General features: G+C 39.1%; 22 protein-coding genes. 16 read left to right on the plus strand and 6 right to left on the minus strand.

From position 1 onward, the window contains the following. The first annotated feature begins 38 nt into the window (after window positions 1–38). The 3 genes from ACH0CI_RS05470 (at window position 39) to ACH0CI_RS05480 (ending at window position 1,757) form a co-directional block, all read left to right on the plus strand. A complete protein-coding gene (locus tag ACH0CI_RS05470; protein WP_162837669.1) occupies window positions 39–194 on the plus strand; it encodes a DUF3934 family protein in 156 nt (51 codons plus the stop codon). 385 nt (window positions 195–579) lie between these two features. Continuing rightward, window positions 580–1,230 carry an RNA polymerase sporulation sigma factor SigH gene (sigH, locus tag ACH0CI_RS05475; protein ID WP_049165990.1) on the plus strand — a complete coding sequence of 217 codons (651 nt, stop codon included), beginning with the start codon at window positions 580–582 and terminating at the stop codon, window positions 1,228–1,230. Between the two features lie 149 nt (window positions 1,231–1,379). Beyond that, on the plus strand, window positions 1,380–1,757 hold the full coding sequence (locus ACH0CI_RS05480; RefSeq protein WP_406900991.1) for a hypothetical protein: 378 nt from the start codon (window positions 1,380–1,382) through the stop codon (window positions 1,755–1,757). 14 nt (window positions 1,758–1,771) lie between these two features. Here ACH0CI_RS05480 and ACH0CI_RS05485 read toward each other — a convergent pair whose 3' ends face one another. Next, on the minus strand, window positions 1,772–2,200 hold the full coding sequence (locus ACH0CI_RS05485; RefSeq protein WP_033579981.1) for a hypothetical protein: 429 nt from the start codon (window positions 2,198–2,200) through the stop codon (window positions 1,772–1,774). A 253-nt stretch (window positions 2,201–2,453) separates the two neighbouring features. Here ACH0CI_RS05485 and ACH0CI_RS05490 point away from each other — a divergent pair, with 253 nt between their 5' ends. The 5 genes from ACH0CI_RS05490 (at window position 2,454) to ACH0CI_RS05510 (ending at window position 8,016) form a co-directional block, all read left to right on the plus strand. Beyond that, entirely contained in the window at window positions 2,454–2,906 is a 453-nt protein-coding gene (locus ACH0CI_RS05490) for a MarR family winged helix-turn-helix transcriptional regulator (protein WP_013058498.1), read from the plus strand. After that, entirely contained in the window at window positions 2,875–4,074 is a 1,200-nt protein-coding gene (locus ACH0CI_RS05495; protein ID WP_406900992.1) for an MFS transporter, read from the plus strand. The genes ACH0CI_RS05490 and ACH0CI_RS05495 overlap by 32 nt, the downstream gene beginning before the upstream one ends. 182 nt (window positions 4,075–4,256) lie before the next feature. After that, window positions 4,257–5,027, plus strand: a complete 771-nt coding sequence (locus ACH0CI_RS05500; protein ID WP_406900993.1) for a C40 family peptidase — start codon at window positions 4,257–4,259, stop codon at window positions 5,025–5,027. Window positions 5,028–5,609: 582 nt separating this feature from the next. Then, complete coding sequence (locus tag ACH0CI_RS05505) at window positions 5,610–7,418, plus strand: reverse transcriptase domain-containing protein (RefSeq protein WP_406900995.1); 1,809 nt, start codon at window positions 5,610–5,612, stop codon at window positions 7,416–7,418. Between the two features lie 151 nt (window positions 7,419–7,569). Next, window positions 7,570–8,016 carry a C40 family peptidase gene (locus ACH0CI_RS05510; protein ID WP_406900996.1) on the plus strand — a complete coding sequence of 149 codons (447 nt, stop codon included), beginning with the start codon at window positions 7,570–7,572 and terminating at the stop codon, window positions 8,014–8,016. 39 nt (window positions 8,017–8,055) lie between these two features. Here ACH0CI_RS05510 and ACH0CI_RS05515 read toward each other — a convergent pair whose 3' ends face one another. Beyond that, on the minus strand, window positions 8,056–8,595 hold the full coding sequence (locus tag ACH0CI_RS05515) for a DUF2199 domain-containing protein (protein WP_406900998.1): 540 nt from the start codon (window positions 8,593–8,595) through the stop codon (window positions 8,056–8,058). A 152-nt stretch (window positions 8,596–8,747) separates the two neighbouring features. Between ACH0CI_RS05515 and ACH0CI_RS05520 the strand changes: the two genes are divergently transcribed. The 3 genes from ACH0CI_RS05520 (at window position 8,748) to ACH0CI_RS05530 (ending at window position 10,814) form a co-directional block, all read left to right on the plus strand. Continuing rightward, complete coding sequence (locus tag ACH0CI_RS05520) at window positions 8,748–9,413, plus strand: sigma-70 family RNA polymerase sigma factor (RefSeq protein WP_335707317.1); 666 nt, start codon at window positions 8,748–8,750, stop codon at window positions 9,411–9,413. Window positions 9,414–9,442: 29 nt separating this feature from the next. Next, window positions 9,443–10,024, plus strand: coding sequence for an ATP-dependent Clp endopeptidase proteolytic subunit ClpP (clpP, locus tag ACH0CI_RS05525; protein ID WP_406900999.1), 582 nt, complete (start codon window positions 9,443–9,445; stop codon window positions 10,022–10,024). A 145-nt stretch (window positions 10,025–10,169) separates the two neighbouring features. Next, window positions 10,170–10,814 carry a Bax inhibitor-1/YccA family protein gene (locus tag ACH0CI_RS05530; RefSeq protein ID WP_028409806.1) on the plus strand — a complete coding sequence of 215 codons (645 nt, stop codon included), beginning with the start codon at window positions 10,170–10,172 and terminating at the stop codon, window positions 10,812–10,814. Window positions 10,815–11,008: 194 nt separating this feature from the next. Here the strand turns inward: ACH0CI_RS05530 and ACH0CI_RS05535 are convergent, their stop codons facing one another. Next, entirely contained in the window at window positions 11,009–11,251 is a 243-nt protein-coding gene (locus ACH0CI_RS05535; RefSeq protein WP_406901000.1) for a hypothetical protein, read from the minus strand. Between the two features lie 200 nt (window positions 11,252–11,451). On the opposite strand from ACH0CI_RS05535, the gene ACH0CI_RS05540 reads away from it, so the two are divergent. Next, window positions 11,452–11,904 carry a hypothetical protein gene (locus ACH0CI_RS05540; RefSeq protein WP_406901002.1) on the plus strand — a complete coding sequence of 151 codons (453 nt, stop codon included), beginning with the start codon at window positions 11,452–11,454 and terminating at the stop codon, window positions 11,902–11,904. A gap of 148 nt (window positions 11,905–12,052) precedes the next feature. After that, window positions 12,053–12,730, plus strand: a complete 678-nt coding sequence (locus ACH0CI_RS05545) for a hypothetical protein (RefSeq protein ID WP_406901003.1) — start codon at window positions 12,053–12,055, stop codon at window positions 12,728–12,730. 104 nt (window positions 12,731–12,834) lie between these two features. Here the strand turns inward: ACH0CI_RS05545 and ACH0CI_RS05550 are convergent, their stop codons facing one another. From ACH0CI_RS05550 to ACH0CI_RS05560, 3 genes are all read right to left on the minus strand, one after another. Next, entirely contained in the window at window positions 12,835–12,996 is a 162-nt protein-coding gene (locus ACH0CI_RS05550) for a hypothetical protein (RefSeq protein WP_164796205.1), read from the minus strand. Window positions 12,997–13,063: 67 nt separating this feature from the next. Continuing rightward, window positions 13,064–14,380, minus strand: coding sequence for a CitMHS family transporter (locus ACH0CI_RS05555; RefSeq protein WP_049165983.1), 1,317 nt, complete (start codon window positions 14,378–14,380; stop codon window positions 13,064–13,066). Between the two features lie 296 nt (window positions 14,381–14,676). Then, window positions 14,677–15,537, minus strand: a complete 861-nt coding sequence (locus tag ACH0CI_RS05560; protein ID WP_028414936.1) for a LysR family transcriptional regulator — start codon at window positions 15,535–15,537, stop codon at window positions 14,677–14,679. 183 nt (window positions 15,538–15,720) lie between these two features. Between ACH0CI_RS05560 and ACH0CI_RS05565 the strand changes: the two genes are divergently transcribed. From ACH0CI_RS05565 to ACH0CI_RS05575, 3 genes are all read left to right on the plus strand, one after another. Beyond that, on the plus strand, window positions 15,721–16,848 hold the full coding sequence (locus tag ACH0CI_RS05565) for a 2-methylaconitate cis-trans isomerase PrpF family protein (protein WP_063247156.1): 1,128 nt from the start codon (window positions 15,721–15,723) through the stop codon (window positions 16,846–16,848). A 94-nt stretch (window positions 16,849–16,942) separates the two neighbouring features. Next, the gene (locus ACH0CI_RS05570; RefSeq protein ID WP_335707321.1) at window positions 16,943–17,608 is read left to right on the plus strand and encodes a cyclase family protein; all 666 of its coding nucleotides are present in this window, start codon (window positions 16,943–16,945) and stop codon (window positions 17,606–17,608) included. Beyond that, window positions 17,605–18,447 (plus strand): GNAT family N-acetyltransferase, encoded by an 843-nt coding sequence (locus ACH0CI_RS05575; protein WP_406901004.1) that lies wholly within the window; start codon window positions 17,605–17,607, stop codon window positions 18,445–18,447. The genes ACH0CI_RS05570 and ACH0CI_RS05575 overlap by 4 nt, the downstream gene beginning before the upstream one ends. Window positions 18,448–18,468 lie beyond the last annotated feature (21 nt).

The raw sequence follows: 18,468 nt of genomic DNA on the forward strand, positions 1-18,468 counted from the left end.
TCTTTTTTTATTGTAGCAAACACGCAGGTAACGGAGGAATACGTATGAGTAAAGCAAAAGGTAAAGGCGGCACGGGGCGAGGCACCGGCAAAAAAGGATGGAACCGCTGGCAGGCGAGTGCAAAAAAGAAGAAAAATGCAAAGCCTTATAAAAGCAAGGGAACAAAAAATGCTGATAAGCCGGAAGGCAACTAATCCTATATGCGCAGTATCATCTGCAACTTCGACTTACTCTGCTTGAGTAAGTTTATTTCATATGGAAGTATTTTTTTATTGCTTTTTTGACAGATTGCTGTCACTATATGAAATAATAAAGTGATTTGTGTGAATTTTCTATAAAAATTGATTTTTTTTGCAAACACTTTCATATTTCGACAACCTTTTTGATTTTTATCGTTTATACTTCTTTATAATAGATTATAGAAAGATGCAGGAGAGCATAAAGTGAGAGAGGAAAGCGACAGTTTACTCTGTACGCTTTTTACGTTTCTGGACCGTATTGCAGTAGCGTCGTAACAAGTAGATCATGCATCAGTTTAGAACACATCAAAACTCAACTAAGTGTAACGGGGGGATATGAGTGAGCGCAGGCATCGTAATTGAAAAAGTTCAAAATTATGCTATGTTAGAAGATCATGTTTTGGTTGAAATGGTTCACAGCGGAGACGAAAAATCATTAGAGTATTTAATCAACAAGTATCAAAATCTTGTAAGGGGAAAAGCAAGAAAATACTTTTTGATTGGTGCTGAAAAAGAAGACATCGTCCAAGAAGGAATGATTGGACTGTACAAAGCAATTCGCGACTTTAACGAAGACAAGCTAACATCTTTTAAAGGGTTTGCGGAGTTATGTATCACAAGACAAATTATTACGGCGATCAAAACGGCTACTCGTCAAAAGCACGGTCCGTTAAATTCGTACATTTCATTGGACAAGCCTCTGTATGATGAAGAATCAAACTATACGCTGATGGATATGATTCCTGGCGATCAAATTGCTAATCCGGAAGCGGTGCTGATTCATCAAGAAAAAGTGGAAGACCGCGAGTTAAAAATTGCGGAAACACTTAGTGAATTGGAAAGAAAAGCGCTGACGCTGTATATGGACGGCCATTCATACGCTGAAATTTCGAAAGAATTAAACACGCACGTCAAGTCAATTGACAACGCGCTGCAGCGTATCAAAAGAAAGTTAGGTCGAGACGTAGAAAGCAGACAAGCTATTTCATAATAGGTAAAGAGGACCTTATTGGATAATAAGGTTCTTTTTTTATTGAATAGGTGTCTATTCTGCACTGAAATATTTAACAAATTTAGGTTTTTACCATAATTTCCTTTATGTGTTAAACTAATAGCACGTTAATTTCGAAGGGGGATTTTATGTTTTTCTTTCTAGACAAGCATCATGACAAGCTAACGTGGATGATTGTAGGAATCGGACTTATTCTTTTTTTCGTAAGGCGAGATATGCTTACATTTGTATTGACCCTCTACATATGCTTACAGGGAATTCAACATCGCAGGCTTATTAAAAAGAAAATAAAAGCTACCTCTTGGGGTAAGTGTATTTTATACGTACTGTGTTTTTTACTATTAATTGTTGTATTGGCTTATTCTACGACTCATATGCTTGCTTGGGCACATACGCATCATGTGTTCATTGTTTTTCAATTCATTATGATTTACCTGCTGATTCTTTTAGGTAGGTTTTTACTGTCTCACGTCATTCCAAAAGTGATGAATAAGCTACATGAATAGAAAAGGGCCGGACCTCAAAGGGGTTTCGGCTCTTTTTCACGATCTTTTAAAATGTCTTGAATAATTTCAATATGAACAGAAGCCCACGATTGTTCACGGAAATGAAGAAACACGCTTGGAATGAGAATAAAAACATACAGCACGACAAAAATAATCCAAAGCCAGCTGCCGTCTTTAAATAAAAATTGCTGCAGCCGCTGCGAAAATAAAAAAAAGAGCCAAGGCAAGGCAGAAACAAGGATAGGGATGACGCCGGAGCCGTTTTTTTCTTTGGTCATTCGGTAATACACTTTTCGCAAAGTAGCGCTTTCTAGCGTAAGGTAAAGCTGCCGGATTTCTTCCATTTCCGCTAATTCATCAATATCTGCTGCGTTTTGATTTTGATGAGCCGCTTTTTTCAGTTTAAGGTAGACTTTATGAGCATCGCCGCGCAGTGAAAACATATACCAGCCTCCCGCATATTGTTTCGTCTTCTTTAACAGAGTTTGCAGGTGCATGTAAATCTATACAAAAAGTTTCGTGATACGAAAGAATAAGAAAACAGAAGTGTAAGCGTAAATCATTAGTAGAAAATGAGAGAAAACAGCTGATTTTTACTCTTTTTGGCCGCCTTTACACATCAACTAGCAGCACATATACTAATAAAAGAGCAATTAGTTACCTAGGTAAATAAAATGAAAAGGTGAGGTGAGAAAAGTGAATAACTTGGTGTTTCATGAGCTTCATCAAAAGTCGAGATTGTCTATTAAAGAAGTAAATGAAGTATTAAAAGCGTACGGGCTATACAGCTCACAGTATTCGATTTTATTTTGTTTAAAGCGATTCGGCTCGATGACGCAAACGGAGATTTGGCAGTATTTAAATGTCGAAGCGCCAACGGTTACCCGCACGTTAACAAGGCTTGAAAAAAGCGGATGGATTGTTCGAAAAGCAGGCAGTGATAAACGAGAGCGCATCGTTTATTTGTCTCCTCAAGCGAAGAAAAAGCTTCCAGAAATTCAGCAAGAAATTGAACGTTTAGAAGAAAATTTGCTGATTGCTTTATCCGACAGCGAACAGGATCAGCTTATTTCGCTATTAAAGAAAATTTGTAAATCTACAGAAAAGGGTGAAATGAATGACGAACCAGCAGGAGCCAATCTGGACTAAAAGTTTTATCAGCATTGCGATTACCAACTTTTTTATTTTTGTCGTGTTTTATGCATTGCTGACGCTGCTGCCGATTTATGTATTAGACGCCTTGGACGGCACGAGTACGCAGGCAGGGCTTGTTGTTACCATCTTTTTATTATCTGCGATTATTGTTAGACCGTTTTCAGGGAAAGTCATTGAAAACATTGGAAAGAAAAAAACGCTTGTATTTAGTACCCTCATTTTTGCGCTTTCTTCCTTCTTATATATGTTTATCCACCATTTTAACGTGCTTTTATTACTGCGCTTCTTTCAAGGAATTTCATTCAGCTTAGCGACAACCGTCACCGGAGCGATTGCAGCGGATTTAGTTCCCGCTAAACGACGAGGAGAAGGGCTTGGCTACTTCGGAATGTCAATGAACTTAGCTGTAGTTGCAGGGCCGTTTGTAGCATTAACGCTTCATCAATACATGGCATACAACATTATTTTCCTTGTATTTGGCGTGATTATGCTCGTTGGTTGGCTGTGTGGAATGATGGTCAAAAATCTTCAAGAAAACGCTGCTTCGCCAGTGAAGAAATCATTTTCACTGAGCGACTTGTTTGAAAAGAAATCCATGCCGATTTCATCTGTAGGTATTCTGGTTTCTTTTTCGTATGCAAGTATTATTTCGTTTATTTCTGTGTACGCACAGTCGCTTGGATTAATTAAAACAGCAAGCTTTTTCTTTGTTGTCTTCGCAGCTGCGATGCTGATTTCACGACCGTTTACCGGAAGACTATTCGATAAATCTGGTCCAAACATCGTGATTATTCCATCATGCGTTGTCTTTGCGATTGGTCTATTTAGCTTAAGCTTTACGCATTCTTCTTGGATGCTGCTGTTTTCAGGTGCATTAGTAGGACTAGGCTACGGAACGCTGCTTCCTAGCTTCCAAACGCTGGCCATTCAAGCAGCGCCTGCTCACCGAAGCGCATATGCAACTGCCACGTTCTTTACGTTTTATGATAGCGGAATTGCAGTTGGTTCGTTTGTATTAGGAATTGCAGCAGGTGCTTTAGGCTATTCAAAATTGTACTTTGCGCTTGGTATTTTTGTTCTTTTGATTACACTTTACTACAAGTGGATTGCAAATTTACGTCAAAAACAAAAAGCAGCAAATATCCAGGTGGGCATGAAATAAAAAAGCTCGGCGTAATAATATGCGCCGAGTTTTTTTATGGATTTTTTACAGGACTTTGGAAGGGAAGCATATTTAAGTCAAAAGGTACTGGCCAATTCCTATCCATCTGCACCATACTTTAACAGGGGAACCATTTACATATAAAACTTCTTGGATGAAATAAAAAACAAAGGAGAACAGACATGAAAGTAATGAAACCTCTTATGGTCACAGCGTTAGGGCTTAGTCTTGCCACTTTTTATGAAGGCGCTTTTCCTGCAGAAAAAGTTGTGCAAGTACAGGCTGCTACAGATGAAAACGTGATTGCTGATAAAGCAAAAACGTATGAAGGAGCCGATTATACATCTGGAGGAGAGACGCTAAGCGAAGGGTTTGACAGCTCTGGCTTCGTTCAATATGTGTTTAAGCAAACGCTGGATACAACGCTGCCTCGTTCCGTGAAAGAACAGTCAGAGCTTGGGACAGACGTTGATAAAAACGAGCTGCAAGCGGGTGATGTATTGTTTTTTGACACTAATGAAAACGGTGAAGTGAACGTAGCCGCTATTTATATCGGAGACGATGAGATGATTTATGCATCTTCTTCAGACGGAAAAGTCGTGGTGAAAAACATTTCAAGCAGCGCCTATTGGTCATCACATTTCGCCAAAGCAAAGCGCATTACAGGAGCACCGGAAATTGCAAAAGATAATGAAGTCATTGCAGAAGCATTAAAACATCTCGGCACGCCATATGTATTTGGAGGCGAGTCGCCAACAGACGGTTTTGACTGTTCCGCATTTGTTGCCTATGTATTTCAACATGCATCGGACGTCTACCTTCCGCGATCAACCGATCAGGAGTGGCAAATTGGAGAAGAAGTTGCACGGGCAGATTTAAAGCCAGGAGACGTTATCTTTTTTAAAGACACGTATCGTGAAGGGATTTCACACGTAGGCATTGTGCGCCCTTAAGGGCTCAAAAGGATTCTACCTTAGCAAGGTAGTAGGCAAAGAACACAGATAGCCTATCGTCACCTAACTTATCCGGATGGGAAACCAATGGGGAGTGTAGCATGTTAGGAAAGCTATAAGTTACCAAGTTGCCATGGTAAGACTGAATAGCAAGACGAAATGTTGTAAATAAGGATGAAAGCTAAACTGCTTGAATGACAGCCTGAGCGAGTATAACGTGGCTTACGACGAAAGGTAACTAGAAGACGTCGTATAACTCTAAGGAAAGACTAATATATGCCGAGTCTTTGCGAGTGTTCTAAGAGTTACGCAGCCCTAATGAAGGGAAAAGGACGAACGTCACATCCGACATTATAACAAGCTATCCTTAGAGTGCTAAAAGGGGATTACCTAAGTTGAAATGCCCAATGAAAAAGGCTATTGAGGATGATACCAAGTGGTAAAAAGCGAGGTATGTGGCTCATGAAAATTCAATAAGGTAACGGAGTTTCCATAGTAGTCAGAGATAGGGAAAGCCTATTACGAGGCGAAGGGAAACAGCTTAATCGTTTAATACAACATATGGAGGGAGCGTGAGGCTTCTTGAGAAGTCCAAATAACGTATTAAACAGTCTAGCTTCCAAATCTAATGATTCCACCTATAAGTTTGAGCGTCTCTATAGGAACTTATATAACCCCGAGTTTTACTATATTGCATATCAAAAGATGTATGCAAAAGAAGGAAATATGACTCAAGGGACAGATGGAAAAACTATAGATGGAATGAGTATCAAACGCATAGACAATCTCATTGAAGCGTTAAAGACTGAATCTTATCAACCCAAACCAGTTAGAAGAGTATATATCCCGAAGAAGAACGGGAATCGTAGACCACTAGGTATCCCTTCAATAGAAGACAAATTAATACAAGAAATAATTAGAATGATACTTGAGTCTATATATGAAGGCAGATTCTCTAAATTTTCGCATGGCTTCAGACCTCAAAAAAGCTGTCATACAGCGTTGATGCAAATCAAAACACATTTCGATGGTGCAAGATGGTTTGTAGAAGGTGACATTGAAAGTTTTTTTGATAATATCAACCATCATAAGCTTATACAGATACTCAGGAAAAGAATTCATGACGAAAAATTTATCAATTTAATTTGGAAATTTCTTCGAGCAGGATACTTGGAAAATTGGGAATATCATAAAACGTATAGTGGCACACCGCAAGGTGGAATTATTAGTCCTATCCTAGCAAATGTTTATCTTAATGAGTTTGATAAATATGTAGAACAACTCGTGCTGAAATTTAACAAGGGTACTAAAAGAAAGCCGAGTTCTGAATACAAAAGAATCTGTAACAAAATAGGTAAAGTAAGAAACATTTTGCGAAATGACGAACTTAGTACAGATAAACAAAGGGATATCATTCTGATGATCAAAGAGCTGAGAGAGGAACGGAGTAAGACACCTGTTGTAAAGCCCAATGATGAAGACTTTAAAAGAATGTACTACACAAGGTATGCAGATGACTTCTTGATAGGAATGATTGGGAGTAAGCAAGAGGCACAACAAGTAAAACAAAAACTAACTAAATTTCTTAAAGAAGAACTTCAATTAAATCTCTCACAAGAAAAGACACTAATTACGCACTCGAGTAAACCAGCTCAATTCTTAGGGTATGACGTGATGGTATCGCGAAATCAAGATCGGAAAATGTGTAAGGATGGACGGATGAGAAGATCTAAATCTTACACATGCACACTATACGTACCACATAAAAAATGGGTTGATAAGTTAAAAGATTTAAGGGTCTTAAAAATAACGCCAGATGGCACTTGGAAACCAGTTCACAGAACCAGTCTCATAGATCTAGACGATTTAGAGATTCTCCGAATCTATAACGCCCAAATTAGAGGAATGTACAATTACTACAGGCTAGCCAAGAATGTAAGTGTACTTAATAAGTTTTACTACCATATGAAATATAGCATGTATAAAACGTTCGCCAACAAATATAAAACAACCATAAAGAAAATCACTAGGAAATACTGTGAAAATGGAGTATTTACAGTGACCTATTCCACAAAAAAAGGTCTACAGAAATGTACTCTATACTCAGACGGCTTCACCTACAATCCATCTGTAAAAGACAAGTCGACCACCGATTTATTAGTGAACGAGCAGAAGAATAAAGGTGAAACAAGTCTAATAGATAGACTTAAAGCGACAACATGCGAATGGTGTGGTAAAACAAATTCTCCCCTTGAAATGCATCATGTTAGAAAAATCAAAGATTTAAAAGGGAAAGCAAAGTGGGAAAAGTGGATGATTGGAAGACAAAGAAAAACTGTAGCACTGTGTCTAAAGTGTCATCGAGACCTGCACAATGGAAAGCTAGACTAAGGTTAAGTGGAGAGCCGTATACACCGAGAGGTGTACGTACGGTTCGGAGGGGAGTTCTTGGAAACCTATCATAGTAATATGAAAAGGCGCTGGGTTCTTACCTTACTACGCAGGCGGCAATCAGTTTATTCACGCCAAGCGCAGCGAAAATGTGACGGTTGAGTACCTAACAAGCAGCTACTGGACATCTAAGTACGCCGGAGCAAGGCGCTACGATGGCTTATCGCTGTCAAAAGACAATCCATTTGTGACGGAATCTCTTAAATATGTAGGAGAAGTACCTTACGCACAAGTTGGGACAAGTCCTTCTACAGGCTTTGATACAGCTGGTTTTGTTCAATACATTTATAAAGAAGCAGCTGGAAAAGACATTCCGCGCTATGCAAGTCAGCAGTGGGAAGCAGGAGAAACCATTTCACAATCTGACTTGAAGCCGGGAGATCTCGTCTTTTTTGAAGGAAGTTCACTTATTCCATCTATCTATATTGGAAATGACTATGTCGTTCACGTATCCACATCTGAGGGCGTGAAAATTACAAACTATAAAGTAGACAGCTACTGGGCGCCTAAATACTACGGAGCAAAGCGCATGCCATAAAGGTAAAAAACTAAGACAGTCTGGGGCTGTCTTGGTTTTTTAATAGGTAGACAATTGTTTTTGTATATCTTTGATTCGCTCTAGCGTTATCCCTTCCCGCTGCTCGATGGCTAAAGGATGATCGGTTGGTTCTAATTCAATGAGAGGTCTCGTTCCAACAGGTCTTGTATGCACATTTGTTTTTAAATTTAACGTTTCAGGATAGCCTGGAATTGAAACTGAAAACCAGCCGAAATAAGGCGGTTCATGTTCTCTTTCGTCACTTTCCCATAAATTTATCATTCGATGAAAATTTTCTTCGCTTAAAGAAACCCAAATGTTCCAAATGAAAGGGTCTTCTTCATTAAGAACGGGAATTTCAACGCAGCCTCTGACGAAAAAATGTTCTTGATTCATGATACAAATCTCTGAATATAGTTCAAAGTCGTTTTGTTTTTCGTCTTCTGACGCCTCATAATAGTAAAAAGGAGCTTCACTTGTATAACTCATAGGCAAAGCGGGCAGAGGGTGTTCACAAGTTAAGTCTTTATAGTGAAGTTTGTTCGTTTTCTTTTTGCCGTATAATCGTCTTCTTCGCATATCATTTTAGACTCCTTAGATAAAAGTATCTTCATTATAATACAAAAAAATGGCTGCTTAAGCGTATAATGTATAAAAAAGTTTGATTCCCCGTATCTTTTGAACTTCCTTTAATCGTTTAGTAAATAGAGAGTGCAAAAGGAGTGAAAATCATGTCACATTCAAAAAAAATTGAAAAACAAACAGAAAGCTTTAACGATGCCTGCTGGAACGAGCATTACCCAAAACTGCAGCAGTACTGCCGCTTTTTAGCACAAAATGTGTGGGACGGAGATGATATCGCGCAAGAAACGTTTTTAAAAGCTCAGCGATATAAAGGCGAAGAGCACAATTTGTCTTCTGCGCTGTTAAATAAAATTGCGTACCACCACTGGATTGACCTGCTGCGAAAACGAAAGCGTGAAGGAATAGTCGAAGAAAAAGCTTTGGAACAACAAGCCGATAAGCATGCGTTTGATAGTAAGGGACACTCGGTCGAACTGCTGCTTAGTCAATTTACGCCGAAGCAAGCGGTTATCTTTTTCTTAAAAGAAGGCTTTCGCTATCAGCTGAAAGAGATCGCTTCGATTTTACAAACGTCAGAAACAGCGGTGAAAAGCAATTTACATCGTGCTAAGCAGCGGTTAGAAAAAGACAGTGAGCCGTTTTCTACAGATTCTTTTTGGAATGAACAAGAACGCAAAAAGCTGTCAGAGCTGTTTTACAAAACGTTAGAATCGCAGGATCCAGCTCTTTTGATTCAAGCTTTACCTTCCTTAAAAAGCATCATCCAAAAACCGACGTATACTCCGACATGCACTCTCTGCATGGCTGCATAGCCATATTACGTGTGATAGGGAGGATATATATGAGTACAATTCCATATGTAATTGAACAAAGTAACCGCGGTGAACGTTCTTTTGATATTTATTCAAGGCTGTTAAAAGACCGAATTATTTTAATTGGTGATGAAATCAATGATCATATTGCTAACAGCGTGGTCGCGCAGCTCTTATTTCTTGCGGCAGATGATCCTAAAAAAGATATTTCACTTTATATCAACAGCCCCGGAGGTTCGACTTCAGCAGGGTTTGCGATTTATGATACGATGCAGTACATTGAGCCGGACGTTCAAACAATTTGCACGGGCATGGCCGCTTCTTTTGGCGCACTGCTTCTCCTAGCAGGAGCAAAAGGAAAGCGCTATGCGCTTCCAAATAGTGAAGTTATGATTCATCAGCCGCTAGGAGGAGCTAGAGGGCAGGCGACTGAAATTGAAATTAGCGCTCGGCGGATTTTAAAATTGAAGCAGCATATTAATGAAATCATATCAACACGAACGGGGCAGCCGGTTGAAAAAGTGGCAAACGATACGGAACGAGATTATTTCATGAGTGCTGAAGAAGCAAGGGAGTATGGAATTATCGATGGTATTCTGTTGCCGAAATAAAGAGGTGACAAGAAAGCATAGACGGCAGTGTCTATGCTTTCTTGTCTATAAAAATAAGAAAAAAGACCTTAGTATTATCTTTATTTTTCTTGAAAAGGTAGGTATTATATAAAATATAACAGATTTTAGAAAGAAGGTTTTACACATGCAAGAAGTGATTGGAGTAGAGCAGCGGTCTCTGTTTCAAAAAGTATTAGTCACATTTATTTTTTCGTTATTTATTTCAACAGTTGGCTTATATGTAGGTCAATATGTGCCGCCGGCTTATTTCCTTCCATTAGCGATTGCTGAACTTGTGATGCTGGTTGCCGCATTTATGTTACGAAAGAAAAAAAGCGTAGGATATGGCTTTACATATGCTTTTTCATTTATATCAGGCATCACGCTGTTTCCGATTGTCAGCTACTATGCATCAGTAGCGGGGGCGCAAGTCGTTCTTTATGCGTTTGGAAGCACGTTCGTTATTTTTACGGTGATGGGTGTAATTGGCGCAAAAACGAAAAAAGATCTAGGGTTTTTAGGCAGCTTTTTATTAGTGGCGCTGTTAGCACTAGTGTGCATCAGTATTTTCTCGCTGTTTAGTCCCTTAACAACGCCTGGACTCATGGCATTCTCAGTGATTGGAACCATCGTTTTCTCACTTTACGTACTATATGATTTTAACAAAATGAAGCATGGTGAAATTACAGAAGAGCTTGTTCCACTGCTGGCACTATCTCTTTATTTAGACTTTATTAATCTATTCATCAACTTGCTTCGCTTTTTTGGTATTTTAGGCAGCGATGATTAATAAGAAATAGGCTGGGACAAAAGTGTTCTAACTGAAGGGCGATCCGAACGGTGAAGATTCTTGATGGAGAATCTTCACCGTTCGGATTTTTTATTGGTAGGATGAGCGTAGGTGTCATCCACCTCATGTATCCAATCTGTTGATCTTTAGATGGGATTGATGTAGTTATATCACAATCTCTTTTTTTGTTTTAGTTATTCTCCGCCATCCCCATCTCCATCCTCGCTAACGTCATCCTCTGTTTTTTCATAGTTTGGTCCGGTAGCGTAAGGTTCTTTCCAAAACTTTTCAAGCCATGTGGAACCTGTAGCGACCGCGCCGTTTTTAGCATGAATAAATTCACTGATTGTATATATTTCAACGACTTGCTTTCGATATTTCCGAAATAAAAATGCGCTGGCAACAATGCTAATGCTGATGATTATATACGTATTCATGAAATCCTCCTTATAAAAGGGTTAGTGTTACGTATGACGCATAGTAAAAGAATATGCATAAGGCGTTGTAACCAAACAGATTGATGTAAATCATAATTGTGACGATTTTTCATGGTTTCTCTTATGGATATTTTTGGTATTATATATTTGTGATGAAAAATAAGATGAGGAGAAGAGCGAGTCTTAAGAGGAGGGGAAGTATGAATAAAGTAGTTCTTACATCGTTATTCTTTTTCTTACTAGTTGGTTGCAACCAAGAAAAGGTAAATGTATCTACACCTAATGATGAACAAGTTCCAGTGTCAGGAAGCATTGTGGTTAATGACAAAGAGTATGAAATGCAAGCAGGAGAATATGAATGGAACGGTGACGATGGTGCGCACATAACCAAAACGGATTCTTACTCACCAAAAGAGGTTGCTAAAGAATTTGATGACCTCACGCTAGAGAAAGATACCAAAGTTACAATTCTACTAAAAAACAATCCAAAACTTACAATTTATCAACTAAACAAAAATAATCAAAAAGAAAAAATTAAAATAACGGATAATCATATTGAAGTGTCTTCAAAGAACGGTTACTATCTTTACGAAGTAGCGGGTAAATGGCCTCATGGAAAGGCAACTTATTTATTTGATGTGAATGTGAAATAGCCAACTGATCGGATATTTGGGAGTTATAGTGAACTGCTATACATGCATGAATTTAAAAGAAGTTCGTTTAGTGGTGCAAGCCTTTGAAAAAATGGTAGTATAGAGCAGGTACATAGAGAACGCAAATTTTTTGGAAGGATGCATGCTAGTGGTGAATTTTAACGAGTTTTTTACTATTTCTTCATATGAAGTAATGGAGCATTCGAGTCGAAAAGAAAACGGAAAGAATATAGATGAATATGAAGTGATGTTGTATAACGAAAACGTTAGTCAAACAGAAAATGTGATGATTAAATTTAAAAAGGTGAGCGATGAAATAGCAGTGGAAAAGGTACAAACTCTCTCTTACTTTAATCAACAGCGTCCTAAACACCCCTGTAAGATTTGCGGCAGTGAAGTGATGATAAAAGAGAACAGCACTGAAGAACTGGATGTTTACGCACATAATTGTTCATTTAACTACAAAGAAATAGAAGGTTGTTTAAGAGAACTAGTACAAAATGAACTTTTGCAGGATGGATTTACTCAAGAAGAATTTGAACGGAACTATGGTGTTAACTACCGGGATGACAGTAATAAAGAATATGGCTTTTACGACGCGCAGCAACGAAATACTTTTTATACCATCTTTAATGATAGTGTTTATCACACCTCATACGCAGGACCACAAGAGCTCCGCTGCAAGTTTTGCGGGATGGACGAAGAGCTGCTTGTTGTAGACGGAGCCTTCTATCAAAAATGTACAGCGTTAACTCCACATACTAATCGAATTATTCATATGATTGAAGCAAGGAAACAAAACGAACCAGACGTAACAAAACGTTGATGAGAGAAAAGGGGCGGAGCTTGAGAAGAACATAAAAAAGAAGCTTCCTTTTGAGCGAAAGGAAGCTTATCAAATTTGTACCTATAGGGTTGAGTTGTGCATAATTAAATAGCTATCGGAATAACCGATGAATCATTAAAATAAACAACTTCCGAAAGAATACTGCAGCCTTTCAGCTTTTTGAGCTGAGAAAGCGCTTCTTCTTTACTATCAAACTCGTACATTTTCATTTCGCCTTTTCCGACATAACACGTAATCACATACATTTTAGAAGTACCTCCACCTATCATTTAGAATTTATTAATAAAAAGCTATAGCAGCTTTTATTCCCTATTAAAATAGCGTAAGTGCGCCTGTGACAATAGCAAGGACAATGAGAACAAGAGACGTTAAAACAGCCCATTTAAATGCAAAGCGCTGATGTTCACCAAGATCAACACCTACCATACCTACAAGTAAGAAAGTAGAGGCCACGAGTGGACTTAACAGATGAACAGGTTGTCCGAGTACTGAAGCCCGCGCAATTTCCATCGGATCAATTCCGTAAGAAGCAGCAGTTTCAGCGAATATTGGTAAAACACCGAAGTAATAAGCGTCATTACTCATCACAAATGTAAACGGCATGCTTGTTAAAGCAACGATTGTTGGTAAAAACGAACCGAGTGAATCAGGAACTAAATGAATTAACAGGCTTGCCATTTCGTCAACCATTTTAGTGCCGGATAGTATTCCTGTAAAAATACCGGCTGCAAACACAAGGGCTGCAACGGTTAACGCGTTGCCTGCATGAGCCATTAAACGTTCTTTTTGATCCTCAAGTTTTGGATAGTTAATCATAAGAGCAAGCGCAAAACCAATCATAAATAAAACAGAAACGGACCAAATACCAGAAACTAATACGACCATAAGTGCAACGGTTAAAGCTAAGTTAATCCAGATTTTTTTAGGCTGTGTAATATCTTCTTGAGAAGTTAAAGACGCGTCTTCAGCAAAAGCAAGCGAGCTTTTTAATTCAAACTGCTCGATGTCAATAGCACCAAGTCGTCTGCGCTCTTTTTTTCCAAGAATATAGCCTGTAAAAATCACCCACAAAGCTCCGCCAATTAACGTTGGAAGAAGTGGAATAAAGAACTCTGATGCATCGAGGTGAAGGGCGACAATCGCACGAGTAGCCGGGCCTCCCCAAGGTGTCATGCTGCTCATAATACTAAGAGAAAGCATCGCAACCGTCGTTAACACTAACGGGCTCATATTCAGACGTTTATACAGTGGAAGAAGAGCAGAAACCGTAATCATATAAGTAGTTGTACCGTCTCCGTCTAGTGCAACTAAAAGCGATAGAAGAGCGGTTCCAATCACGATTTTGAGTGGATCGCCTTTTACGATTTTTAACAGCTGCTTAATTAATGGATCAAACAGGCCGGCATCAATCATAACGCCGAAGTATAAAATGGCAAACAGCAGCATCGCAGCTGACGGAGCTACTTGTTTTAACCCTTCTAGCATCATGTCTCCGACGCCTTTGCCAAACCCTCCAATCACCGCAAAAAGAAGTGGAATGACCATTAAAGCTACGATAGGAGACATCCTTTTTGACATAATGAGATACGTAAAGACAATAATCATTGTAAAACCTAGTAGTGCTAGCATTCAAACAACCTCCTTTATTTTCCCTCTTTTCTTTGAAAGCGTTTACTTTTAGAGTAAAAAAACGTGACTAACATCTCTCATCCCCATGTATGAGCCGTAGTTTGATTATTAAGAATTTTTAAAGCCGCTCTTTACCCCCGCTGATGTTTCTTGTTTTCATGTTAGTACATTTTGAAAAATAAAGGAAATATAGGTTTTTTTAGAAAGTTCATAAAATTTTTTTATAATGGTAGTCTAGAAAAAAGCTTGGTCTAAAAGAAAGTTTCTTCCAAGACGCAAACTTTTTAGCTTTTGCTTTATTTTTCACTTAGCTTTAAAAAGTCAATAAATGCTTTCACGACCGCTAGATTCAAATAAGAAGGATCATACATGAGCCACGTGTTTCGAAGCAAAGGTGATTCATCTCGGTATGAAAGTCCGTATGTATATAAATTGTCGCTGGAGTGAAGGCAAATTTCTGGTAAAATCGCAAAGCCTAAATCATTTTTAACCATTTCTTTGGCTGTTTCTTGCCGGTCAACTTCCATTGCCACAAACGGAGGCTCTGAAAACTTGTCATGCCACCAGTCTTGAATGAGATCTTTTAGCGACGTATCCGTTTTATAATTAATATAAGGCAGGCTCGGCAAGTCATCAATCGCAATTTCTTTTTTTGAAATTAAGCAAAGCCGCTCTTTCGTCAGCAGTGATTTTTCTCCGTTCCACGGGTAATTGCCTCGTAAAATACCAACGTGCACACGCGAAGAGTCTAATAGATTCATAACTTGCGTACTCCAGCCTGTATTCACACTGAACTGCACGTTTGGATAGTGAAGAGAAAACTGCTTTAAAATTTTAGGAAGCTTATGCTGTGCGAAGTTACTCGATACCCCTAAGCGAAGCGTGCCTGTAACGGTTTCGCTCATATTACGCATGCTGTCTTTTGTTTCTTGCAGCTGCTTCCACATGTTTTCTGCATAGCGAACAAGATGCTCACCTTCAGATGTAAACTCAATTCCTTTTTTCGTTTTGAAAAAAAGCGTCACGCCAAATTCTTCTTCAAGATTTTTAAGCCGGTAGCTTAAAGAAGGCTGCGATACATAGAGCCTTTCAGCCGTCCGCGTAATGTTCTTTTCTTCGTGAAGCGTTTTAATTAATATCCAATCTTTTTGATCCATCCCAATTCCCCCTTGTATTTAGATTATAAAATTTTTTTAAAAAAGACAATAAATTTTATGTATTTTACTTATGACCACCTCTATTATACGATAAATGGCAAATGAACCGGTTCTAAATAGTAAAAAATAAAATGGTTTGATGAACGCCTCGGCGTTTGTTAGTAGGGGAGAAAGGTGATTAAGATGACGCGTATTCCTGTAACGGTTATGAGAGGTGGAACGAGTAAAGGGGTTTTTATCAATCATGAAGAAATGCCTGTGAACAAATCGGATTGGGAACCGTTTTTGCTAGATATAATGGGAAGTCCGGATCAACGTCAAATTGACGGGTTGGGCGGAGCTAATTCGCTGACAAGTAAAATTGCGATTATTAAAAAATCAGATTTAGAAGAAGCTGACGTAGATTACACGTTTGCGCAGGTTAGCATCAGCGAATCTCTCGTTGATTTTAAAGGAAACTGCGGCAATATCTCCTCAGCAGTGGGGCCTTACGCAATTGAACAAGGACTTGTACAAGCTGTGGAACCGGTGACCAAAGTGCGGATTTACAATACGAATACTAAAAAAGTAATCGTAGCGGAAGTAGAAGTAGAAAACGGGAAAGTGAAAACAGAAGGGGAATGTATGATTCCTGGAGTGCCAGGTACGGGTTCACCTATTTATCTTTCGTTTGAAAATGGAGAAGGAGCCGTTACCGGAAAACTGCTTCCGACCGGGAACGCTATTGATCTTCTGCAAACATCTATCGGAACAGTAAAAGCATCAATTGTTGATGTAGGAAATCCGCTTGTATTTGTTAAAGCAGCGGATATTGGCCTAAAAGGAACAGAACTTCCACATGAATACACGGACAAACAGCTGAAGCTATTTGAAGAAATTCGCTCCATTGCAGCGGAAAAAGCGGGGCTCGCACCTCAAGACAAAGCAACTAAACTATCACCAGCGGTTCCAAAAATGACGATTATTGCTCCTCCGATGGACCACCGCGACGGGACTGGCAGAGAAAAAGCTGCTTCTCAAATGGACGTATTAATTCGCATGATGTCGATGCAAAAACCGCATCAAACGCTTGCGATTACAGGAGCAATTTGTACAACGGCGGCTATCTATACAAAAGGCACGCTTCTGTCAGAAATGGTTCAACTAAAAGGCGATACGGTTCGACTTGCTCATCCAATGGGAATTATGGAAACCAGTGTAGATCTAAAAGAAGGACAGGTTAATGGAATCAAAGTAGTGCGTACGGCCCGTCTTATTTTTGAAGGATTTGTTTATACAAAGCACGCGTACGATGTATGTTTATCAAGTTAATAACGTTCTCAAAAAAAACTCTTTCTAGGAAACTAGGAAGAGCTTTTTTGTGTTAGACTATTTTTACTGAATATTGAAAAAAGTGGGTGGTAGTATGAAAAAAAGAACGTATATTGATTTAAGCCACATCATTGAAGACGGAGTTATCACACATAAAGGCTTGCCGGCACCGATCATTTGCGACTATTTAAGCCGAGAAGAGTCTAAAAAGCTTTATGAACCAGGGACTGAATTTCAAATCGGTAAAATTGAAATGGTCACGAATACCGGTACGTATATTGACGTGCCGTTTCACAGATATAAAAACGGAGCAGATTTGGCTCAAACAGCTATTGATAAAACAGCCGGACTGGAAGGGATAGTAGTTTCAGTCGATCCGACTTTAACGGCTATTGATGAATCTCATTTTCAGCATATAGACGTAAAAGGCAAAGCGGTATTAATTCATACGGGATGGGATCGCTACTGGAATACAGACGATTATTTAGAAAATCATCCATACTTAACAGAAAGCGCGGCGGCTTATTTAGTGTCTCAACAGCCCGCTCTTGTTGGAATTGATTCGATGAACATTGACGATACAAAAGGAAAAGCAAGACCAGCTCATACGCTGCTGTTAGGAGCGGGCATTGTGATTGCTGAACACTTATGTCGCTTAGATCAACTAACGGAGTCCTTTTTATTTTACGCCGTGCCTCCTAAAATAAAAGGAGCCGGAACGTTTCCGGTAAGAGCATTTGCGGAGTTAGAAAGAAAATGATCCAGTTACATAGATATAGAGAAGTGCAGGAATTTAAAAACCAAGTAGAGCCGCTTTTATCAAAGAATGAAGTTCTTCATAACTTAGCGCTCGGCATTTTACACAGCTTGCAGGAAAACAGCAAACCAAATTTTATGGGTGTTATTTTAAAAGACAGCCGTGCTGCGCTTGTGTTGCTGCAAACCCATCCTCGGCAAATCATACTGTCTCAAATACAGCAGCTAACGGAGGGTGAACTAAGCGAAGCGGCAGAGCTGTTACAAGAAATCGACGTACCGGGTTTAGTTGGAGAAAAACAAACGGTTTTATATCTTTCTCAAAAACTAGCAGATTTAAAAAATCAAGGAGCTTCTTTAAAAATGGATCAGCGCATTTATAGGTTAGACAAAGTGAAAAAAGCTGCGGACGCGGACGGAGTGCTGGTAAAAGCAAGATTAGAGCACCTTCCGCTCGTGACAGAATGGATTTGGGAGTTTATGGGCGTCATTGGGGAGCCTGTATCAAAAGAACAAGCTGTCAAAACAGGCGAAGCTTTTATTAAAGCAGACCGGCTATTTTTATGGGAAGTAAACGGGAAGTATGTGTCGATTGCTAATGCTACGCGTCCGACAACCCACAACGTTACGATTAACTTTGTGTACACGCCGCGGGAAGAACGTAAAAAAGGCTATGCCTCAAGCTGTGTGTCCACGCTTTCTCAGCTTATGCTAGACAAAGGATTTCAAACAACAAGTCTATACACGGACATGACAAACCCTACGTCTAACAAGATTTATATGGAGATTGGGTACGAACACGTAGCTGATTCCGCCTTAGTTTTATTTCATGAAAAAAAGTAGCAGGCTGCCTGCTACTTTTTT

The sequence above is a fragment of the Priestia sp. 179-F W1.4 NHS genome (genome assembly GCF_045369295.1).
GTDB classification, from domain to species: domain Bacteria; phylum Bacillota; class Bacilli; order Bacillales; family Bacillaceae_H; genus Priestia; species Priestia zanthoxyli.